Source organism: Ekhidna sp. ABH4_415 (genome assembly GCF_056161305.1).
Genome location: NZ_JBSWYW010000010.1, coordinates 92,635 through 109,602 on the forward strand (window position 1 = coordinate 92,635; position 16,968 = coordinate 109,602).

19 protein-coding genes are annotated in these 16,968 nt (G+C 41.4%); 11 read left to right on the forward strand and 8 right to left on the reverse strand.

Annotated features, from left to right (window positions below):
* Window positions 1-23 precede the first annotated feature (23 nt).
* From efp to ACXAH9_RS16370, 7 genes are all read left to right on the forward strand, one after another.
* Window positions 24-587: an elongation factor P gene (efp, locus tag ACXAH9_RS16340; protein ID WP_474895919.1), complete on the forward strand. Its 564-nt coding sequence runs from the start codon at window positions 24-26 to the stop codon at window positions 585-587.
* A 66-nt stretch (window positions 588-653) separates the two neighbouring features.
* A complete protein-coding gene (accB, locus tag ACXAH9_RS16345; protein ID WP_474895920.1) occupies window positions 654-1,127 on the forward strand; it encodes an acetyl-CoA carboxylase biotin carboxyl carrier protein in 474 nt (157 codons plus the stop codon).
* Between the two features lie 13 nt (window positions 1,128-1,140).
* Window positions 1,141-2,487, forward strand: a complete 1,347-nt coding sequence (gene accC, locus ACXAH9_RS16350) for an acetyl-CoA carboxylase biotin carboxylase subunit (RefSeq protein WP_474895921.1) — start codon at window positions 1,141-1,143, stop codon at window positions 2,485-2,487.
* Window positions 2,488-2,674: 187 nt separating this feature from the next.
* Entirely contained in the window at window positions 2,675-3,565 is an 891-nt protein-coding gene (locus ACXAH9_RS16355; protein ID WP_474895922.1) for a hypothetical protein, read from the forward strand.
* Window positions 3,566-3,907: 342 nt separating this feature from the next.
* Window positions 3,908-5,173, forward strand: coding sequence for a phosphatidylserine decarboxylase (locus tag ACXAH9_RS16360; RefSeq protein ID WP_474895923.1), 1,266 nt, complete (start codon window positions 3,908-3,910; stop codon window positions 5,171-5,173).
* Between the two features lie 316 nt (window positions 5,174-5,489).
* Window positions 5,490-5,837: a PadR family transcriptional regulator gene (locus tag ACXAH9_RS16365; protein WP_474895924.1), complete on the forward strand. Its 348-nt coding sequence runs from the start codon at window positions 5,490-5,492 to the stop codon at window positions 5,835-5,837.
* The gene (locus ACXAH9_RS16370; RefSeq protein ID WP_474895925.1) at window positions 5,834-6,424 is read left to right on the forward strand and encodes a hypothetical protein; all 591 of its coding nucleotides are present in this window, start codon (window positions 5,834-5,836) and stop codon (window positions 6,422-6,424) included. The genes ACXAH9_RS16365 and ACXAH9_RS16370 overlap by 4 nt, the downstream gene beginning before the upstream one ends.
* A 176-nt stretch (window positions 6,425-6,600) precedes the next feature.
* Here ACXAH9_RS16370 and ACXAH9_RS16375 read toward each other — a convergent pair whose 3' ends face one another.
* Complete coding sequence (locus tag ACXAH9_RS16375) at window positions 6,601-7,161, reverse strand: DUF3109 family protein (protein WP_474895926.1); 561 nt, start codon at window positions 7,159-7,161, stop codon at window positions 6,601-6,603.
* Window positions 7,162-7,277: 116 nt separating this feature from the next.
* Between ACXAH9_RS16375 and ACXAH9_RS16380 the strand changes: the two genes are divergently transcribed.
* Complete coding sequence (locus tag ACXAH9_RS16380) at window positions 7,278-7,847, forward strand: YceI family protein (protein WP_474895927.1); 570 nt, start codon at window positions 7,278-7,280, stop codon at window positions 7,845-7,847.
* Between the two features lie 296 nt (window positions 7,848-8,143).
* On the opposite strand, the gene ACXAH9_RS16385 is transcribed toward ACXAH9_RS16380, so the two are convergent.
* From ACXAH9_RS16385 to mce, 3 genes are all read right to left on the reverse strand, one after another.
* On the reverse strand, window positions 8,144-8,632 hold the full coding sequence (locus ACXAH9_RS16385) for a hypothetical protein (RefSeq protein ID WP_474895928.1): 489 nt from the start codon (window positions 8,630-8,632) through the stop codon (window positions 8,144-8,146).
* 82 nt (window positions 8,633-8,714) lie between these two features.
* Complete coding sequence (thiL, locus tag ACXAH9_RS16390; RefSeq protein WP_474895929.1) at window positions 8,715-9,746, reverse strand: thiamine-phosphate kinase; 1,032 nt, start codon at window positions 9,744-9,746, stop codon at window positions 8,715-8,717.
* A gap of 92 nt (window positions 9,747-9,838) precedes the next feature.
* On the reverse strand, window positions 9,839-10,240 hold the full coding sequence (gene mce / locus ACXAH9_RS16395) for a methylmalonyl-CoA epimerase (RefSeq protein WP_474895930.1): 402 nt from the start codon (window positions 10,238-10,240) through the stop codon (window positions 9,839-9,841).
* Window positions 10,241-10,320: 80 nt separating this feature from the next.
* On the opposite strand from mce, the gene ACXAH9_RS16400 reads away from it, so the two are divergent.
* The 3 genes from ACXAH9_RS16400 to ACXAH9_RS16410 are packed head-to-tail and all read left to right on the forward strand — an operon-like array spanning window position 10,321 to window position 11,618.
* Window positions 10,321-10,728, forward strand: a complete 408-nt coding sequence (locus ACXAH9_RS16400) for a hypothetical protein (RefSeq protein WP_474895931.1) — start codon at window positions 10,321-10,323, stop codon at window positions 10,726-10,728.
* Window positions 10,728-11,054 carry a HesB/IscA family protein gene (locus tag ACXAH9_RS16405; protein ID WP_474895932.1) on the forward strand — a complete coding sequence of 109 codons (327 nt, stop codon included), beginning with the start codon at window positions 10,728-10,730 and terminating at the stop codon, window positions 11,052-11,054. Before ACXAH9_RS16400 ends, ACXAH9_RS16405 begins: the two co-directional genes overlap by 1 nt.
* Window positions 11,055-11,084: 30 nt before the next feature.
* Entirely contained in the window at window positions 11,085-11,618 is a 534-nt protein-coding gene (locus ACXAH9_RS16410) for a hypothetical protein (protein ID WP_474895933.1), read from the forward strand.
* On the opposite strand, the gene ACXAH9_RS16415 is transcribed toward ACXAH9_RS16410, so the two are convergent.
* The 4 genes from ACXAH9_RS16415 to ACXAH9_RS16430 are packed head-to-tail and all read right to left on the reverse strand — an operon-like array spanning window position 11,619 to window position 16,964.
* Complete coding sequence (locus ACXAH9_RS16415) at window positions 11,619-12,035, reverse strand: arsenate reductase family protein (protein WP_474895934.1); 417 nt, start codon at window positions 12,033-12,035, stop codon at window positions 11,619-11,621.
* A 36-nt stretch (window positions 12,036-12,071) separates the two neighbouring features.
* Window positions 12,072-13,958, reverse strand: a complete 1,887-nt coding sequence (locus ACXAH9_RS16420) for an amidophosphoribosyltransferase (RefSeq protein WP_474895935.1) — start codon at window positions 13,956-13,958, stop codon at window positions 12,072-12,074.
* Complete coding sequence (locus ACXAH9_RS16425; protein WP_474895936.1) at window positions 13,951-15,384, reverse strand: NADH-quinone oxidoreductase subunit N; 1,434 nt, start codon at window positions 15,382-15,384, stop codon at window positions 13,951-13,953. The genes ACXAH9_RS16420 and ACXAH9_RS16425 overlap by 8 nt, the downstream gene beginning before the upstream one ends.
* Window positions 15,381-16,964, reverse strand: a complete 1,584-nt coding sequence (locus tag ACXAH9_RS16430; protein ID WP_474895937.1) for a complex I subunit 4 family protein — start codon at window positions 16,962-16,964, stop codon at window positions 15,381-15,383. Before ACXAH9_RS16430 ends, ACXAH9_RS16425 begins: the two co-directional genes overlap by 4 nt.
* Window positions 16,965-16,968 lie beyond the last annotated feature (4 nt).

A 16,968-nucleotide genomic window follows, 5' to 3' on the forward strand; every position in this document is an offset into this window, starting at 1 on the left:
TCAACTAACTAAGCTAAATATTCATGGCAACTACGTCAGACATCAAAAACGGATTGGTGATAGAGTTTAACCACGATCTGTACAGTGTAGTGGAGTTTCAACATGTAAAGCCTGGCAAAGGCCCTGCTTTTGTACGTACCAAACTAAAAAGCATAAGAACCGGCAAAGTGGTAGATAATACCTTTTCTGCCGGACATAAAATCACTACTGCACGTGTGGAGCGTAGGCCTTACCAGTTCCTCTATAAGGATGATATGGGCTATCACTTTATGGATACGAACACTTACGAGCAGGTTGCCATCGAAGAAGACCTGATCAACGCTCCTAAGTTTTTAAAGGACGGGCAGGAAGTAGAAATTCTCTTCCATGCCGAAGAAGAGAAAATTCTGGGTTGCGAACTTCCACAGCATGTAGTCATGACGGTTACTCAGGCTGATCCGGGTGTGAAAGGCAATACAGCAACCAACGCCACCAAGAATGCGGTGGTGGAAACAGGTGCAACCATCCAGGTACCGATGTTCATCGAACAGGATGAAGTAATTAAAGTAAACACCGTGGATGGAACTTATGTGGAACGGGTGAAATAATTACCTGCTTCCCTGAAAGAAATTAATTACCTTAGTTCTTAAGATTTTTTAATCAACAATTAACCTATGAAGGCGAAAGAAATTCAAGAATTGATCAATTTCCTCTCCGAGTCAGGACTGGAAGAAGTAAATATTGAAACAGACAATTTTAAGGTAAGCATCAAGCGAAGTGCAGAGCAGCATGTAATAGCATCTGCTCCTGCGGCAGCCCCGGCTCCTGCTCCTGCTGCACCTGCTCCTCAGGCAGCTCCTGCTCCTGCTGCAGACGGTGGTGGAGAAGCTCCTGCTGGTGATAGCAACCTTGTGGAAATTAAATCTCCGATGATCGGTACGTTCTATCGGTCACCAAACCCTGAGTCTCCTTCGTTTGTAGAGGTTGGAAGCTCAGTAAAAGCAGGGGATCCGGTCTGCATCATCGAAGCGATGAAGCTATTCAATGAAATTGAATCAGAAGTGTCTGGTAAAATCGTAAAGGTATTGGTTGACAATGCGCAACCGGTAGAATACGATCAGCCACTTTTCTTAGTTGATCCATCTTAAAACATAGCTGCTTATGTTTAACAAGATATTGATTGCCAACCGTGGTGAAATCGCCTTGCGCATCATTCGTACGTGTAAGGAGATGGGTATCAAAACGGTGGCTGTATACTCCAAAGCTGACGCTGATAGTTTGCATGTTCGCTTCGCTGACGAGGCGGTGTGTATCGGTCCTGCTGCAGGAAAGGATTCTTACCTGAAAATTCCAAATATTATTGCTGCAGCTGAGGTAACAAATGCTGACGCCATCCACCCGGGATATGGGTTCCTATCTGAGAATGCTGAATTCTCCAGAGTGTGTGCCGAGAACAACATTAAGTTTATCGGTGCAAGTGAGGAAATGATCAGCAAAATGGGAGACAAAGCGACTGCCAAGGCAACCATGATTGCTGCTGGTGTTCCGGTTGTTCCCGGATCTGAAGGGTTGCTTGAGTCTGCTGAGCAGGGAATGAGCCTTGCGAAAGAAATAGGCTACCCGGTGATGATCAAAGCGACTGCCGGTGGTGGTGGTAAGGGAATGCGACTCATCAAAGAGGAAAGCGAATTCAAGAAAGCATGGGATAGTGCCCGCCAGGAAGCTGCTGCTTCGTTTGGAAACGATGGCATGTACATGGAGAAATTCGTGGAAGAGCCACGTCACGTAGAGATTCAGATCGTGGGTGACAGTAGAGGAAAAGCTTGTCACCTTTCTGAAAGAGACTGTTCCATCCAGCGAAGACACCAGAAACTGATCGAGGAGACCCCTTCCCCTATCGTAACGCAAGAGCTACGGGAGAAGATGGGAGCTGCAGCGATCAAAGGTGCAGAAGCGATCAAATATGAAGGTGCCGGTACGGTAGAGTTCCTTGTGGATAAGCATGGTGACTTCTACTTCATGGAAATGAATACGCGTATCCAGGTAGAACACCCGATCACGGAAGAAGTGACCGATTATGACCTGATCAAAGAGCAGATCAAAGTAGCGGCTGGTGAGCCAATATCCGGGCGCAACTACTATCCGCAGCTGCACTCCATAGAGGTGCGGATCAATGCGGAAGATCCTGCAAATGGGTTCCGTCCTAGTCCGGGTAAGATCACGAACTTGCACTTCCCTGGTGGACATGGGGTGCGTATAGATAGCCACGTTTATGCAGGCTATGTGATCCCTCCATTCTACGACTCAATGATTGGTAAACTGATTGTGAGTGCTCAAACCAGGGAAGAAGCAATTATTAAGATGAAGCGAGCGCTGGAAGAGACCGTGATTGAAGGAATAAAAACGACCATACCTTTCCATCTGAAGATGATGGATGATGAGGCGTTTAAATCCGGTCAATTTACTACGAAGTATTTGGATACTTGGGATTTTAGTGTGCTGAAATAGACATTAAGTTCTCTTAGAAATTGAAACCCCTCATCGGAAACGGTGAGGGGTTTTTTAGTATTATATTTGGAAGGAATATTTTCTGTTGCAGGGATTAGAAGAACTATATAAAGATTAATAATCAAACAACCCTATCTTAACCTAATCAATTTTTAAGAAGCTAATGAAATCACTTTTATCACTAACCTTGACCGCTTTAATAATCATTTCATGCGGACATGATCAAGACGAAAAAAAAATTGACACCTTTAAAACCATAAAAATAAACCTGTCTGGATATGTGGATGTCATCGATTCTGATTTTAATCAAGGTCGAATAACTGATAACTCAGATAATGCTGTCACAGCAATTATGATACATAAAGATGGTAGTATGTATGCAGATGGGATTTTCTTTCCTTCAGTAACAGAAATCAGTCTGGATATTTCTGAGGGCACTTACACCTTCTACGTGCACTCGTATAAGAAAGGGACAGGATATGGTATGGAGCAAGTCAACAATACAGTTAAGTTTAATGGCCAATATATACCAATAGCTAATGAATTTTCACAACCTCCTCATAACGTAGGTACTTACAGTTCAAGTGGAGTTATTTATACAACAAACGATAGTTCATCCGTTCAACATACTAGCTTTCCAGAACTTGATGCATATGCTGCTGACACAACTATTTCGTTTGACGAATTAAGTAATGGAGATGTTATAAATATAGAATTGAATAGAATGTCTTCAGGGATCGAAATAATTGCAACAAACTTCGATACAGGTGAAATTTCATTGGAGCTAGTAAATGAATCTATTCCCTCACACAGCTATTCATATTCGCTACAACACCCAACTGACTCGATATTCCACATTGTAGCTGTAAGAGGTACCTGGCAATTTAAAAACAATGTGCTAACCAATATTTATATTTCAAAAGACGGATTACAAGAATTATTATTCTCAGATTATTTAGAATATCATGAAAATAAGATTAAACGATTTGAGGTAAATGCTGCTACAGGAAATGGTATGTCAGTAACATACAATGATGAAAACTTTGTCAGAGGCGATACATTAAGAATAGGTAATTAATTCACTCTGCTCCTTTTACATGGATGCATCTTGAAATAGCTAAAGAGGGTAAACCAACAAAGAAATAGTAAGGTGGAGAGTTCTTAAACCCCAAATATTTCTCAAGGAATAGTTGCTTTCCCCTCAGAGTTACTCACAGAGAACTCTGAGGCTTTGTTAATTACTGTTGTGAAATTGAAACCCCTTATCGGAAACGGTGAGGGGTTTTTGTTTTATTAAATCTGCGATAGCGAATCTAAAGCATCTCAACTCTGGGTTGATACTTGATAATTATGCGCAAAACGAAACCTCACATTATATTTGATCTTAGCTATCTTTAGAGTTATTACCAATCCTATAAACATGAGATCGCTACGCTTCTTACTTTCGGTTATTCTCTTTATTACCATTACTTTCTCTTGTACAGCTCCGGATGAAGAAATTCAATATGGGGAAGCCACTCAAGAACTTATTGCACTTTTAGATACTGACGTTGAATTGAAAGGACTTGTTGAATCATCTTTAGCTAAAGCCAAAGCAATTAACTCAGATCCAAATACCAACCCTGCACAAAACCTTGAAGAATATTATCGTTTTGTCTCGTGGGCAGAAACAACAGTACCATGGGCTTTACTTAAAAAAGAGGAGTACCCGGAAATTTTTGATCATATCTTTCAGGGACTGTGTGCCTTTTATTTCCTGATCGATCAACCACTACCAGAGTTGGAAGGAAAAGGATTAGTGAATAACTCCTTACAATACTATGGTCCATTTGCTGAATGGCTGGTCACATTCAGTAAATCATGGGGTAGCTATCTCGATACAGAAGATTCGTGGAATGAATCGTATTACCAAATGGCTCTCAATGATCCGAATTTCGGATTACAAAATGGCTGGTATGAAGATCCATCCAATTGGAAAACGTTCAATGACTTCTTTGCTCGCTACCTTAAATCTCCGAATGAGCGTCCTATCGCTGATCCTGAGGCAGACTCCATAGTAGCCTCATTTGCTGATTCTGAACCCCAAGGGGTTTGGGCGATTGATAGCAGCTCCATGCTTGTAGATAAGGATGGGGTTTTGGTAAAATCTGCTACACTTAAATCCATTTCAAATCTGATAGGTGAAGATAGCAAGTACAAAGATGCCTTTGCCAACGGAACATTCACTCATTCTTTTCTGAATGTCAATGACTATCACCGGTATCATTTCCCTCTAGGTGGGACTATAAAAGAAGCTCGTATCATTCAGGGAATCAATCCCACAGGAGGTGAGCTATGGTGGGATAAAGAAAATAATAGATACGCTTTTAACCCTACTGCCAAAACCGGTTGGCAGACTGTTGAAACCAGAGGATGTGTCATCCTTGAAACTGAAAATTATGGACTTGTCGCACTACTACCTATAGGCATGGTGGTTGTTGGATCAGTAAACTTCGAATCAAATGTGGTTCCGGGGACGAAAGTTAAGAAAGGTGACATGCTTGGACATTTTGCATTCGGCGGATCTGACTTTATCCTGATCTTTCAGGAAGGTGTTCAATTCACTTTAGATGCACCGATGAAAGAAGATGGCAGCTCTTACAAGCATCTTTTGATGGGAGAACGATTTGGAATACTTTCTAAATAAGTGCTTTCCCCTCAGAGTTACTCACAGAGTACTCTGAGGCTTTGTTAATTACTGTTGTATTCCTCTGAGTCCGCTATCCCGCTCTCCTACCCAGGAGTGACTCTGAGGCGGATCGGGGATCGAAGACTACTGCTTTTCAATTGATTCTCCACTTTCATCAAACCAACCACTGCTGCCATTATCTTTTACTTGTTGGGGCTCAGGTAAGAACCCCAACAAATACTCATTCTTAAACATTATCAGCCCCCTTAAAACTCCATAGAATTGGAATTTTTAAAAAATATACCTAATATTGTTATGCATAAGATTTTTAGGTATGTATTCCAATGAGCTCATAAGAGGAACATTAAAAACAATCATTCTCCAACTTCTCAGTGAAAATGACAGAATGTATGGTTACGAACTTAGCAAAGTAGTGAAAGAGCGAACCAGGGAGAAAATCATTTTAACAGAGGGAGCACTTTACCCTATTTTACACAAACTAGAAAAAGACGGGTTAGTAGTAGTCACAAGGGAAAGCGTAGGAAATCGAACCAGAAAATACTATTCACTAACGACGGATGGTAAAGAGAGCTCAGAAACTAAGAGAAGTGAGCTACTTGATTTCATGAAGACGCTTACAGCGTTCTTAAATCCTAAACCTTCACTCCAAATTACATCATGAATCGAGAATATTTGGACAGCCTTGAAAGAAAGCTAGAAGAAGCTGAACTAAGCAATCAATCCCTTTTTATTGATTTATTTGATCACGTCTGTTGCATGGTTGAAGAGAGATTGAGCCAAGGCATCCCTTACAAAGTAGCTGAAGAACAAGTATTTGAAGCATTTGAGATTAACCAAATAAGAGCCATTGAAGCTGAAACTCTATTATTAACAAAAAATCATATGATTATGAAAAAGAGAACACTAGTTACCGGAGTAATTTCATTAGTTATCATGGTAGTTGCATTTTTCCTGGAAGTAAGCCTCCTAAAAGGTGGACCATTACTCATGTTTTTGGGAGCCTTTATAGGTGTGTTTGGATTTGGTACACAAGTAATATTTGATCGATTTTCTTATACTAAGTCCACCCGTGACCGACTGAAAACGGTCATTGGATTCATTGGAGCAGGATTTTTACTCTCTGGCATTGCGTTTCATTTTACCGCATGGCCATTCGGAATTTCACTAATTATGATTGGTGGGATTGTGCTTTTTACTTACTTCATCGTGGATAATTTATTCTCAGCCAGAGCCAATGTGTCCATTTGACCTTGGGGTTTAACTAAATCTTCTATCTAAATAGTTGCAATGGAGTGTATGCTGCTGCTTGTGCAGCCGATCGACTGAAACTAATTATAGTCTCAGCATATTGCCGAGACTATTTTTTATCCTCCCTCAAAAGTAGAGAGGATGGATGCTTCCTAAGACTTGGGTTGGTGCATTACTTACCTCTCAACTTTCTCCATCAACTCAGCATACCAGTCTTCTCCAAACTTTCGGATAAGGGCGTCTTTAAGAAATTTATATACAGGTACTTTTAATTCTTTGCCGAGATCACAGGCTGGTGAGCAGATCTGCCAACGGTCGTAGTTGAGTGCTTCAAAGTCCGGAAGCTTCGCTACACGTATCGGATAGAGGTGGCACGAGATTGGCTTTTTCCAGTCAGTTTTACCTTCTTTATGTGCCTGCTCGATACTGCATTTGAGTATACCTGCATTATCGTAAAACGCAAATGCACATTCTTTTCCATTGATCGTAGTGGTAGAATAGTCTCCATCCTCATCCAGGAGGTAGCCTCCCTCCTTTTCCAATACCTCAATGGCTTCTTTGGTCAGGTAGGGCTTTACCAGCTCGATCACCTTTTCAATCTCAGGCAATTCCTCCTTTAGCAATGGAGCTCCCAGGTCTCCCTCCACACAGCAGGCTCCTTTACATTTCGTCAAATCACATACAAACTGCTCAGCTATCACATCATCAGAAACCAGCGTTTTTCCTACCTCTATCATTACTTTCAAATTTTCTTCAAAATTATGGAACAATTTTGAACTCTTCTCGTTGTACGCTTGTACATTATATGTATATACATTTAATTTGAAACAACGAAGACTTAACAAAAAAAACAATGATTAAAACATTTATCATTCTAGCTGCATTACTAAGTGGTGAGGCAAAAGAAAAGTATAGCGTAAACGTAGAAGAGAGTATTGTCGAGTGGACTGGTAGAAAAGTAACTGGTCAGCACAATGGAGTGATTACGCTGAAAGGCGGAAGATTGGAGATGGAAGATGGACAGTTAGTCGGAGGGATATTCACAATCGACATGACTACCATTGAGAACAGAGACCTGAGCGGTGAAATGAAAGGAAAGCTGGAAGGACACCTTAAATCCAGTGATTTCTTTGGAGTAGAGAAATACCCAACAGCCACTTTCGTGATCACGAAGGCAGTGCCGCAGGGACCAGGAAAATATAAAATCATTGGCAACATCACGATCAAAGAAAACACGGAAGAGATTCAGTTTACCGCAGACGTAAACGAAAAGGATGGTAAGATCACTGCATCAGCAGATATCACCATTGACCGATCAAAATTTGACGTGCGATATGGATCAGGTAGTTTCTTTGACAACCTGGGTGACAAAACAATTTATGACAATTTCGACTTAAGTATAAGCTTAGTAGCGAGTAAGTAATAGTAGTTAGTGATTAGGTGATGGGCCGTTCCGAGCAATCGGGCGGCCTTTTTTTATGCAAGTTTTGTAACTAATTGTGCAAGAAATTGAAATAGGGCATTTAGAATTTTGCGTTTAGTCACTACAGCCATTATATGAACTTTAACATTCGCCTAAAAAAGTATCCTTTTAGATTAGCCTTTAATAAAAAGAAAAAAGAATGGAGAGTCTATCGTGGAAAAGCATTTTTATTTCGCGGGAAGAAAACAAAATGTGAGCTTTTCATACGAAAAGCTCAGCATTCCCAAAACATTTAATTACTGAATGAATCTTTCCCAAGTAACCAATGAGCAGCCTTGCGCAGATTGATATGAAGCGTAAATAAGTTCAGAATTATTCAGAGCCCTTAATTCAAAATCAACACTTGTCTCGCCATCTATATTGATTGCGTCTTTTGCCGAAGAGGACCATGCCCATGTTCTGGCGACATAACCATCACCAGAAGAACCTTGTCTTACCCGTATATCCCCGGAGGATGTGAATGCATAATAAACGTCAGTTTGTGATAAGTCTTCATCATCACCACACTCTTCTGAGCTAAAATCAATTTTGCTTACATCCTGCTTCCACCACTTATACGTTTGTGCGGTTCTTCCGGAAGCATCTTCGCCTGTAAGTACAAAGTCCCTTTCATCAACAGACACAATTTCTCCAGAAGGAATATCAGAAAAAGGATCGGTACCGCCATCGTCACTGCCACATGCTGCCACGATTGCAGCCAAAAAAATTACATAGAGTTTTTTCATCACTTAAAATTTATAAATTGATTCAAGTGTAAAATCCATGATTAGGGCCTTAATGACAATACCTATTTAGGGGTATTTTTTTTTAGAAATGCCTCCAGCCTTGCGCTTGTAGTTCCACCACATTCTGGCTTCTGGTAACAAACGTCTTGCCTTTAGACTTGGCCTGCATATACCCAATCGTATGGATATCCGCATGGTTTTTGATTTTCTCAAAATCATCTTGCCCAATCGTGAAAAGAAGCTCATAATCCTCTCCCCCGTTCATTGCACATGAGTTTGGATCGATACTAAATTCCGCTGCGGTTTCAAATGCTTCCTTTTCGATCGGAAGTTTATCTTCATAGATCGCCACTCCCAAACCGGATTGTTTACACAAGTGAAAAGCTTCAGATGCCAGTCCGTCAGATACATCGATCATGGATGTAGGTCGAATGCCCAGATCTTTGAATTCATGAATGATATCCATTCGAGCCTTGGGCCGTAGCTGCCTACCTACCACATATTCATATTTCGTTAGTTGTGGTTGCATATCCGGATTGGCCAGGTATTCCTGTTTCTCCCTCTCCAGCACCTGCAGCCCAACAAATGCACCTCCCAAATCACCCGTCACACACAGGATATCGTTTTCCATTGCTCCATTGCGGTACACGATATTGTCTCTTTGCACTTCGCCAAGCGCTGTTACTGAAATAACCAGACCGGACGCAGAAGACGTGGTGTCACCTCCAACCAAATCCACATTATATTCATCACAGGCTGCTTTCACTCCTTCATAGATCGCCTCTACTGCTTCAACCGAGAAGCGATTGCTGAGTCCCAGATTGACTGTGATTTGCGTTGGAGTGCCGTTCATCGCTGCAATGTCAGAGATATTCACTGCTACTGCTTTGTAGCCTAAGTGAGGCAAAGGCATATATGATAAATCAAAGTGTACTCCCTCTAAAAGCATGTCCGTAGTAGTGAGCAAGTATTTATCACCTAAATCAAAAACGGCAGTATCGTCACCAATACCTTTAACTGTTTTTTCGTTTTTCGGCTCAAACTTTTCAGCGATTCGGTCAATTAAGCCAAATTCGCCAATCTCACCTATTTCTGTTCTTTTTTCGTCGCTCATGTTATCTTATAAATGTGTCATCCTGAGTGCAGGGAAGGATCTACTAAATATTCAGAGATGCTTCCTTCGTCAGCATGACAGACTAATTATTATCACCTAATTTCCTGACATAACTCTACCAATACGCCATTGGCTGTTTTGGGGTGGACAAAGCAAACCAGCTTATTGTCTGCTCCTCGTTTGGGTTCTTCATTCAGGATTTGAAATCCTTCATTCCTCAACCGTTCCATTTCTGCATATATGTCTTCAACTTCAAACGCGATGTGATGAATACCCTCACCCTTCTTTTCTATGAATTTGGCAATAGCGCTATCACTTCCTCCTTCCAGCAGCTCTATCTTGGTTTCTCCAAGTTGGAAGAACGAGGTGGTCACCTCCTCCGACTCAACCTCCTCTTCTTTGTAAGACGACTTGTTAAAAAGTGTTTCAAACAGCTTGTTTGAATTGCTTAAGTCTTTGACTGCTATGCCAATATGCTCAACGTTTTTCCACATAAACTAGATCAATTAAGTAAGTTTGCAAAAATGCAGGAACTTTCAGTCGATCTGAAAAGTTTACCGATTAATTAAAGGAAATGGAGCTACGACCAGACATACACGTAGAGTCTGCAAAGATTCAGAATGAGATAAAGAACTTCCTCGGACTGAGGAGTGATGAGGTGATTTTCGAATTTTCGAATGCTGAGGGGAAGATCAAACTGGATTTGATCACTATTAACCCACGGCACAATCAATCATTTCTGTTTAAGTCGATTAGCGGCTTTGATAAAACAGATGTCTTGCACAAGATGCTTGATTACGTTCGCACGCATAAAGACAAGGAGAGTTCATTTACTATCCAATGGATGACAAAGGGCATGAATGAACTGCAGACTTCTTATTTCCGAGCAAAGAACATGTATGATGCTATGGATAAGCTATATTATGGTAGAGACATGAATAATATTACCGTTTTCAGTATTGTATTAAACCCGGTGGCCTGATGATAAATGTGACAGACAAAGCTAGAGAAGAGATTGTGACCCTACTAGGAAAAGAGGGTAAATCATTGGATCATAATATTAGAGTTTCAGTGAAAGGAGGCGGATGTTCGGGACTTATGTACGATCTGTCTTTTGATCCCGAAATCCAGGATTCAGATGAAGTATTTGAAGACAAAGGCGTAAAAATACTCGTTGATAAAAAGAGTCTGCTTTACCTCCTGGGTACGACTCTTGATTTCTCCGATGGATTAAATGGAAAAGGATTTCAGTTTGTAAACCCAAATGCATCCCGAACCTGTGGGTGCGGCGAGAGCTTTTCCGTATAACATATTCTACGATGTGGCTATTTTAGCTGCATGAAAAAATGGTCTTCTGATCGGTGGGTTAGCATTGTAGCTATTGTAGCCTCACTGGGTACGCTATTTACCATCATCTATCAAACAAATATTTTCCGGAAACAGCAGTATGCATCGGTCCTTCCGTATCTTGAAATCTGGAATGCCAGAAACAATGATGCCTACCGTTTAATCCTGATTAATAACGGAATCGGCCCTGCTTTCATTGAGGATGTGAAACTGATTTACAAGGACAGCATATATAAAATGGATCCAGCAGATTTTGTTGATGAAGTTATAAAAAAAGAGGATTCATTAACCAGGTTGGGATATTCCAATATTAGTAAAGGAAGATTGATTCCAGCAGGTAATTCAATAAACCTTGTTCAAGTTCACGAAGACTCATTAAACTCTTATATCCTTTGGTCCTGGTTTTCAGGGGGGGATACTACTCGTATTGACTTTCCTGAAATAGAAATCACTTACGGATCTGTGTACGGGGAAAAGTGGATGATACAAAAATATGGTACTGAGCAGCCGGTTCAGTTGGAATGATTATCCCTGCTCCCGTTGCTTAATTGTTCTGGAAGTTTGCACATTGGACATACTGTTTATACCGTCTTCCTTAATTAACTCGTATTGTGACCCTATAAATTTTGCATGATCAGGATAAACGACAATTGGGGTCTTAAGCATATACAAGTTAGATGACAAATAATCCAGAAAATCATGTCCGTCTAAATCCATCACATCGCTGAAATGGGACTCATTGTCTGTTCGCATTAGTGCTTTGATCGATACATCTAGTCGCCTAGCAAGATTACTTAGCTGAAGCTGTGTCACCTTGTCTTTTTGAACATCAATCTCTTTTACCTCATAATGCCTTAGAGATTTCACATAGGCCAGCCCCTCGCGTTGTTGCATGTCCGAAGAATCGTAAATAAAAAGAATCTCTTTTTCGCTTACCTTCATACCACTATAAAGTGATTTAAAGGCAAAATTGTTTCGCTAATAGGCGCGAACTTCGATTCCTTTCATGAAATTAATGAAAGCTTTGTTCACCACCCGGTTGCCTCCCGGTGTTGGGTAGTTACCTGTAAAGTACCAGTCCCCCAGGTGATTAGGACATGCCTTATGAAGATTTTCGACTGTCTGATACACAACCTCTACTTCCGCTTTCATTCCCTTCGGTTGCACGATCTCAGTGATCTTCTGAGAAATCTGCTCATCCGTGAATTCATGATAAAGCTCATTCACATGATTTACAGGATTAGGATCAGATTGGCTGGTCAGACATTTATCAAATACAATATCCAAAAGTTCCTCTTTATCATGCTCTTTCAGTAGAGCAAGTACCGCTCTAAAGGCAAGAAACTCCTTCATCTTGCTCATATCTATTCCATAACAGTCCGGGAATCGAATCTGAGGGGCTGAGGAAACGATGACGATTTTCTTTGGCTCTAATCGGTCCAGAAGGGTAAGTATGCTCTTTTCAAGGGTTGTCCCCCTTACAATACTATCATCGATGACTACCAGTGTATCCGTATGTTTATTTATCACCTCATAGGTAGTATCATACACATGAGATACCAGCTCGTCTCTCCCCTTGTCATCTGTAATGAATGTTCGCAGCTTCGCATCTTTCAATACCAGCTTCTCTACGCGGGGTTGGAAGTTGAGCATCTCCTCGATGGAATCCGCCGATGGCTTTCCATCCATAATGACCTCCTTTCGCTTGGCAATGAGGTATTGCTCCATTCCTCTCATAAGACCCAGGAAGGATGTTTCAGCCGTGTTTGGAATATATGAGAAAACCGTGTTTTTCAGATCAAAGTTGATAGACTTCAGCACCTGAGGCACCAATAATTCTCCAAGTTTTTTTCGTTCCTGATAGATATCCGGGTCCGTTCCCCGGGAGAAGTAGATTCGCTCGAATGAGCACGATTTCCTCTCTATTGGCTCAATGAATTGCTTCTGTTCATAATCGCCATTTTTGGAAATGATAAGTGCATGTCCCGGATGAATTTCCTGTATATCCGAATACTCACAACCAAAGGCAGTTTTAATGGCTTGCTTTTCAGAAGTGACGACAACCACTTCATCATCCGCGTAATAATAGGCCGGACGTATTCCAGCCGGATCTCTTGCCACGAAAGATGCTCCATATCCGATGATTCCTGCCATTGCATATCCACCATCAAAATCCCGACAAGAGCGGTGTAACACACGCTGCAGATCAATCTCCTCTTCTATCTTGTAGGTAATTTCTTCATTGGTCAGTTCATCCTTGTATTTATCGAAAATGCGTTGGTTTTCCTCATCCAGAAAGTGGCCGATTTTTTCCATTACCGTCACCGTATCCACCTTATCCTTAGGGAACTGTCCCAGACCAACCAGAATGTTAAACAGCTCTTCTACGTTGGTCATGTTGAAGTTGCCCGCCATAACCAGGTTACGGCTTCTCCAGTTATTTTGTCTTAGAAACGGATGACAATTTTCTATACTATTTTTTCCGTGTGTCCCATATCTGAGGTGACCCAGCCATGATTCCCCGGTGAACGCATAATTTTCTTTTAGCCATTGGGCATTAGAAACTTCTCCACTTGGATCTTTTTTTGCCTTTAAATACTTCTTGCTGATCTTCCCAAATATCTCTTCAATTGGATTGGAATTAATCGTGCGATATCGAGAAATGTATCTTAGCCCTGGAGGTAAATCAATTTTGATACTTGCAATACCAACACCGTCCTGCCCCCGATTACTCTGCTTTTTCATAAGCAGGTACATCTTTTTGGCTGCATATGCAGGCGTGCCGTATTTGTCAATATAATATTGGAGGGGTTTCCTGAGGCGGAGGTGGGCTATGCCACATTCGTGTTTAATCGGGTCACTCATGGACGTTGTTAAGCAATTGTTTCGCTTCCATTACCAGCTGAGGTGCAAAGAACAACAATAACAACACAATACAGAAAAGAGTTGCCAAAATTTTCGTTGAGAATTTGAATTTGATAGACTGAGTGTCCTGCGACTGACCCAGAAAAATCTGCTTGGGAAGCTGTAGATAAAAGAACAAAGAAGCTACTGTAGCTAGCACAGCAATTGTCAAATACCACAGTAAATAGCCATTTGCTAGTCCCTGATAGCCTTCCCACAAGGTGGTGAAAAGGAAAAACTTTGCTGTAAAGCCAGCAAGTGGGGGTATCCCAACCAGCGAAATCAATATCAAGGTAAACGCAGCACCTAACCAGGTAGCATGCTTTGTTTTAGCATAATCAGACACATTATGAATATCCTTCTTTTCATAAACATCGAGCAAATAGAATACGGCAAGGTTCATAATGGAATACGTCACTGCATAGTACCAAAAACTGCTTGCTGATAAATCAGTAGCTAGCAATGCAAAAGGGAGAAGAAACCCCGAATGAGCAATAGCGCCAAAGCTGATCATCCTTCGTGCATTTTGCTGCCGAAGAGCCCCCAGTGTTCCGAATAGTATCGTTAGTATCCCCAACATCAAAACCAATGCATATATCCAATGATCTGCCACGAATAGGTTTGCGTCAAAAAGATTTTTCAGCAAGACCAAACCAGCCAGTTTAGGCACTATTGACATAAATGCTGTGGCATCAGCAGGTGCCGCCTGATAGGTTGCCGGTACCCAGATATGAGAGGGTACAAGAGATATCTTAAAGAAAATTCCAAGAAGCAAAAACACGAATCCTACCTGTGAAAACAGGTCCTGGAATGTAGCGATACCCCAGTCTGAGATGAAAAAAGTGCCAGTGGTCCCATAAATAATTCCTATGCCAAAAAGCATGAATGCAGAACTTATTGCACCAAATAGCAAGTATTTGATACCAGCTTCAAAGCCCGGTTTTTTGAATGAGAAGTTTGTGAGGATATAGGAAGCAAATGATGCCAGCTCAATTGAAAGGTACACGATCAATAAGCTATTGGCTTTCATCATAAACAAACTACCGGCCAACAGAGCCAGAATAAAAAAACAGAATTCTACCAGGTGTTTAGCTGATCGCTGATAGCTGAGAAGTAATATTCCAACCCATATAAACAGTGATCCAAACTGCAATGCAGATGGTTTGATGTGAAGGCTGTTCTCAATAAGTAGCCCTGTCGACTCATTGAGGGAGTTGAGATACACTGTAAGAAGCAAAACGCCCAGAAAGCAACTTTTCAATAACCATTTATTGGAATCGAGGAGACCGACTATGAGAATGAATATGGCTCCAACGATAAGAATCGATTCCGTCCAGACACCCTGGAGATCATTCAGTATTCCATTTAGCTGATCATTTAAGTTCATGGATAGAAACGGCTTATCTGCTGAATGAAAAATTCGATGGTTTCATTGGAGTAGTCCAGCATCAAACGTGGGTAAACGCCCAACACAATAACCAGAACCGTCAACGGGATCAGCATGAATTTCTCTCTGGCTGTTAAATCCAACATGTTTGGCTCCCATGTCGACTCCCTAACGAAGTATTTTCCATAAAACATGCGCTGAATGGTCCAGAGAAAATAGGCTGCTGAAATTGCTATGCCGGAGGTTGCCAGAATCCCGATCCACAATGAGAAGTGCGAACTCCCAAAAGCTCCCATCAACACCATCAGTTCCCCAACAAATCCCGATAGTCCGGGTAACCCAAGCCCTGCAAAAAAGAAGATCGCCATAAAGAAAGTATAAACCGGCATTTTGGAAGCCAGGCCACTGAAATTCTCCATTTGTCTGTTTCCTGTTCGATCATAGATCACTCCGGCTATCAAGAATAATGCAGGAGAGATCAATCCATGGGAAACCATGTGAAACAATGATCCGGAAAATCCGACTGAGGTCAGAGAAGCCAACCCGACCAGAACAAAACCCATGTGGGAAACTGATGAGTAGGCCACCATCCGTTTCAAATCTCTTTGTGCCAGTGCGTTCATTCCACCATAAATGATGGAGAGCACACCGACAACCGCAACAAATCCGGAATAGACAATCGCTATATCCGGGAAGATACCGTATGCGATTCTGAGCAGTCCATATGCTCCAACCTTCAATAAAAGCCCTGCAAGCACTACCGATATGGGTGTGGGGGCTTCCACGTGTGCATCTGGCAGCCAGGTGTGTACAGGCACAGCAGGTAGCTTGATTCCAAACCCGATGATGAGAAAAATGAATGCGAGTACTCTAGCTGAGTATCCAAAGATCAGCTCAGGAGATGACGGATCCAGAATGGATCCTGATTCATAAGCACCATCCATCATTTTAACTAAACTGAAGGTGTTTACATCACCATCCACCACACTTAGATATAGCCCAATCATTACCACTAGAATGAACAACGAGCCTAATAGTGTGTAAAGGAAAAATTTGATGGAAGCATACGACCTTCTTGCTCCTCCCCAGATTCCAATAAGGAAAAACATAGGCAGAAGCATAAACTCAAAGCAGAGATAGAACAGGAAGAAATCTAACGCAATAAAACATCCGACAATGCTGGAGCTAAGAATCAGATAGAGAATAAAATATCCTTTTGCTTTCTCCTGAATGTTCCAGGATGAAATCACCCCAATCAACAGCACAAAAGATGAAAGCACTAGCAGTGGCATACTGATACCATCTACGCCTAAAAAGTACTGGATTTGGATGGAACCCACAGAACCCAGATCCATATTGATCCAATTGACCTGCTCTACAAACTGAAACATTCCTGCCCAGCTTTTAGCGTTTAATTCTTTATCAAAACTAAGTGCTAATAAAACTGACAAAATCAACTGAATGGAGATAGCGGCAAATGATAGCCGCCTGAACACTCTCCATCGCTCTGATGGGATGAAAAGCATCACCATTGCAATGAGCAGTGGGAATAGAAAAATGTAGGTTAGGGTATTTTGCATGCTG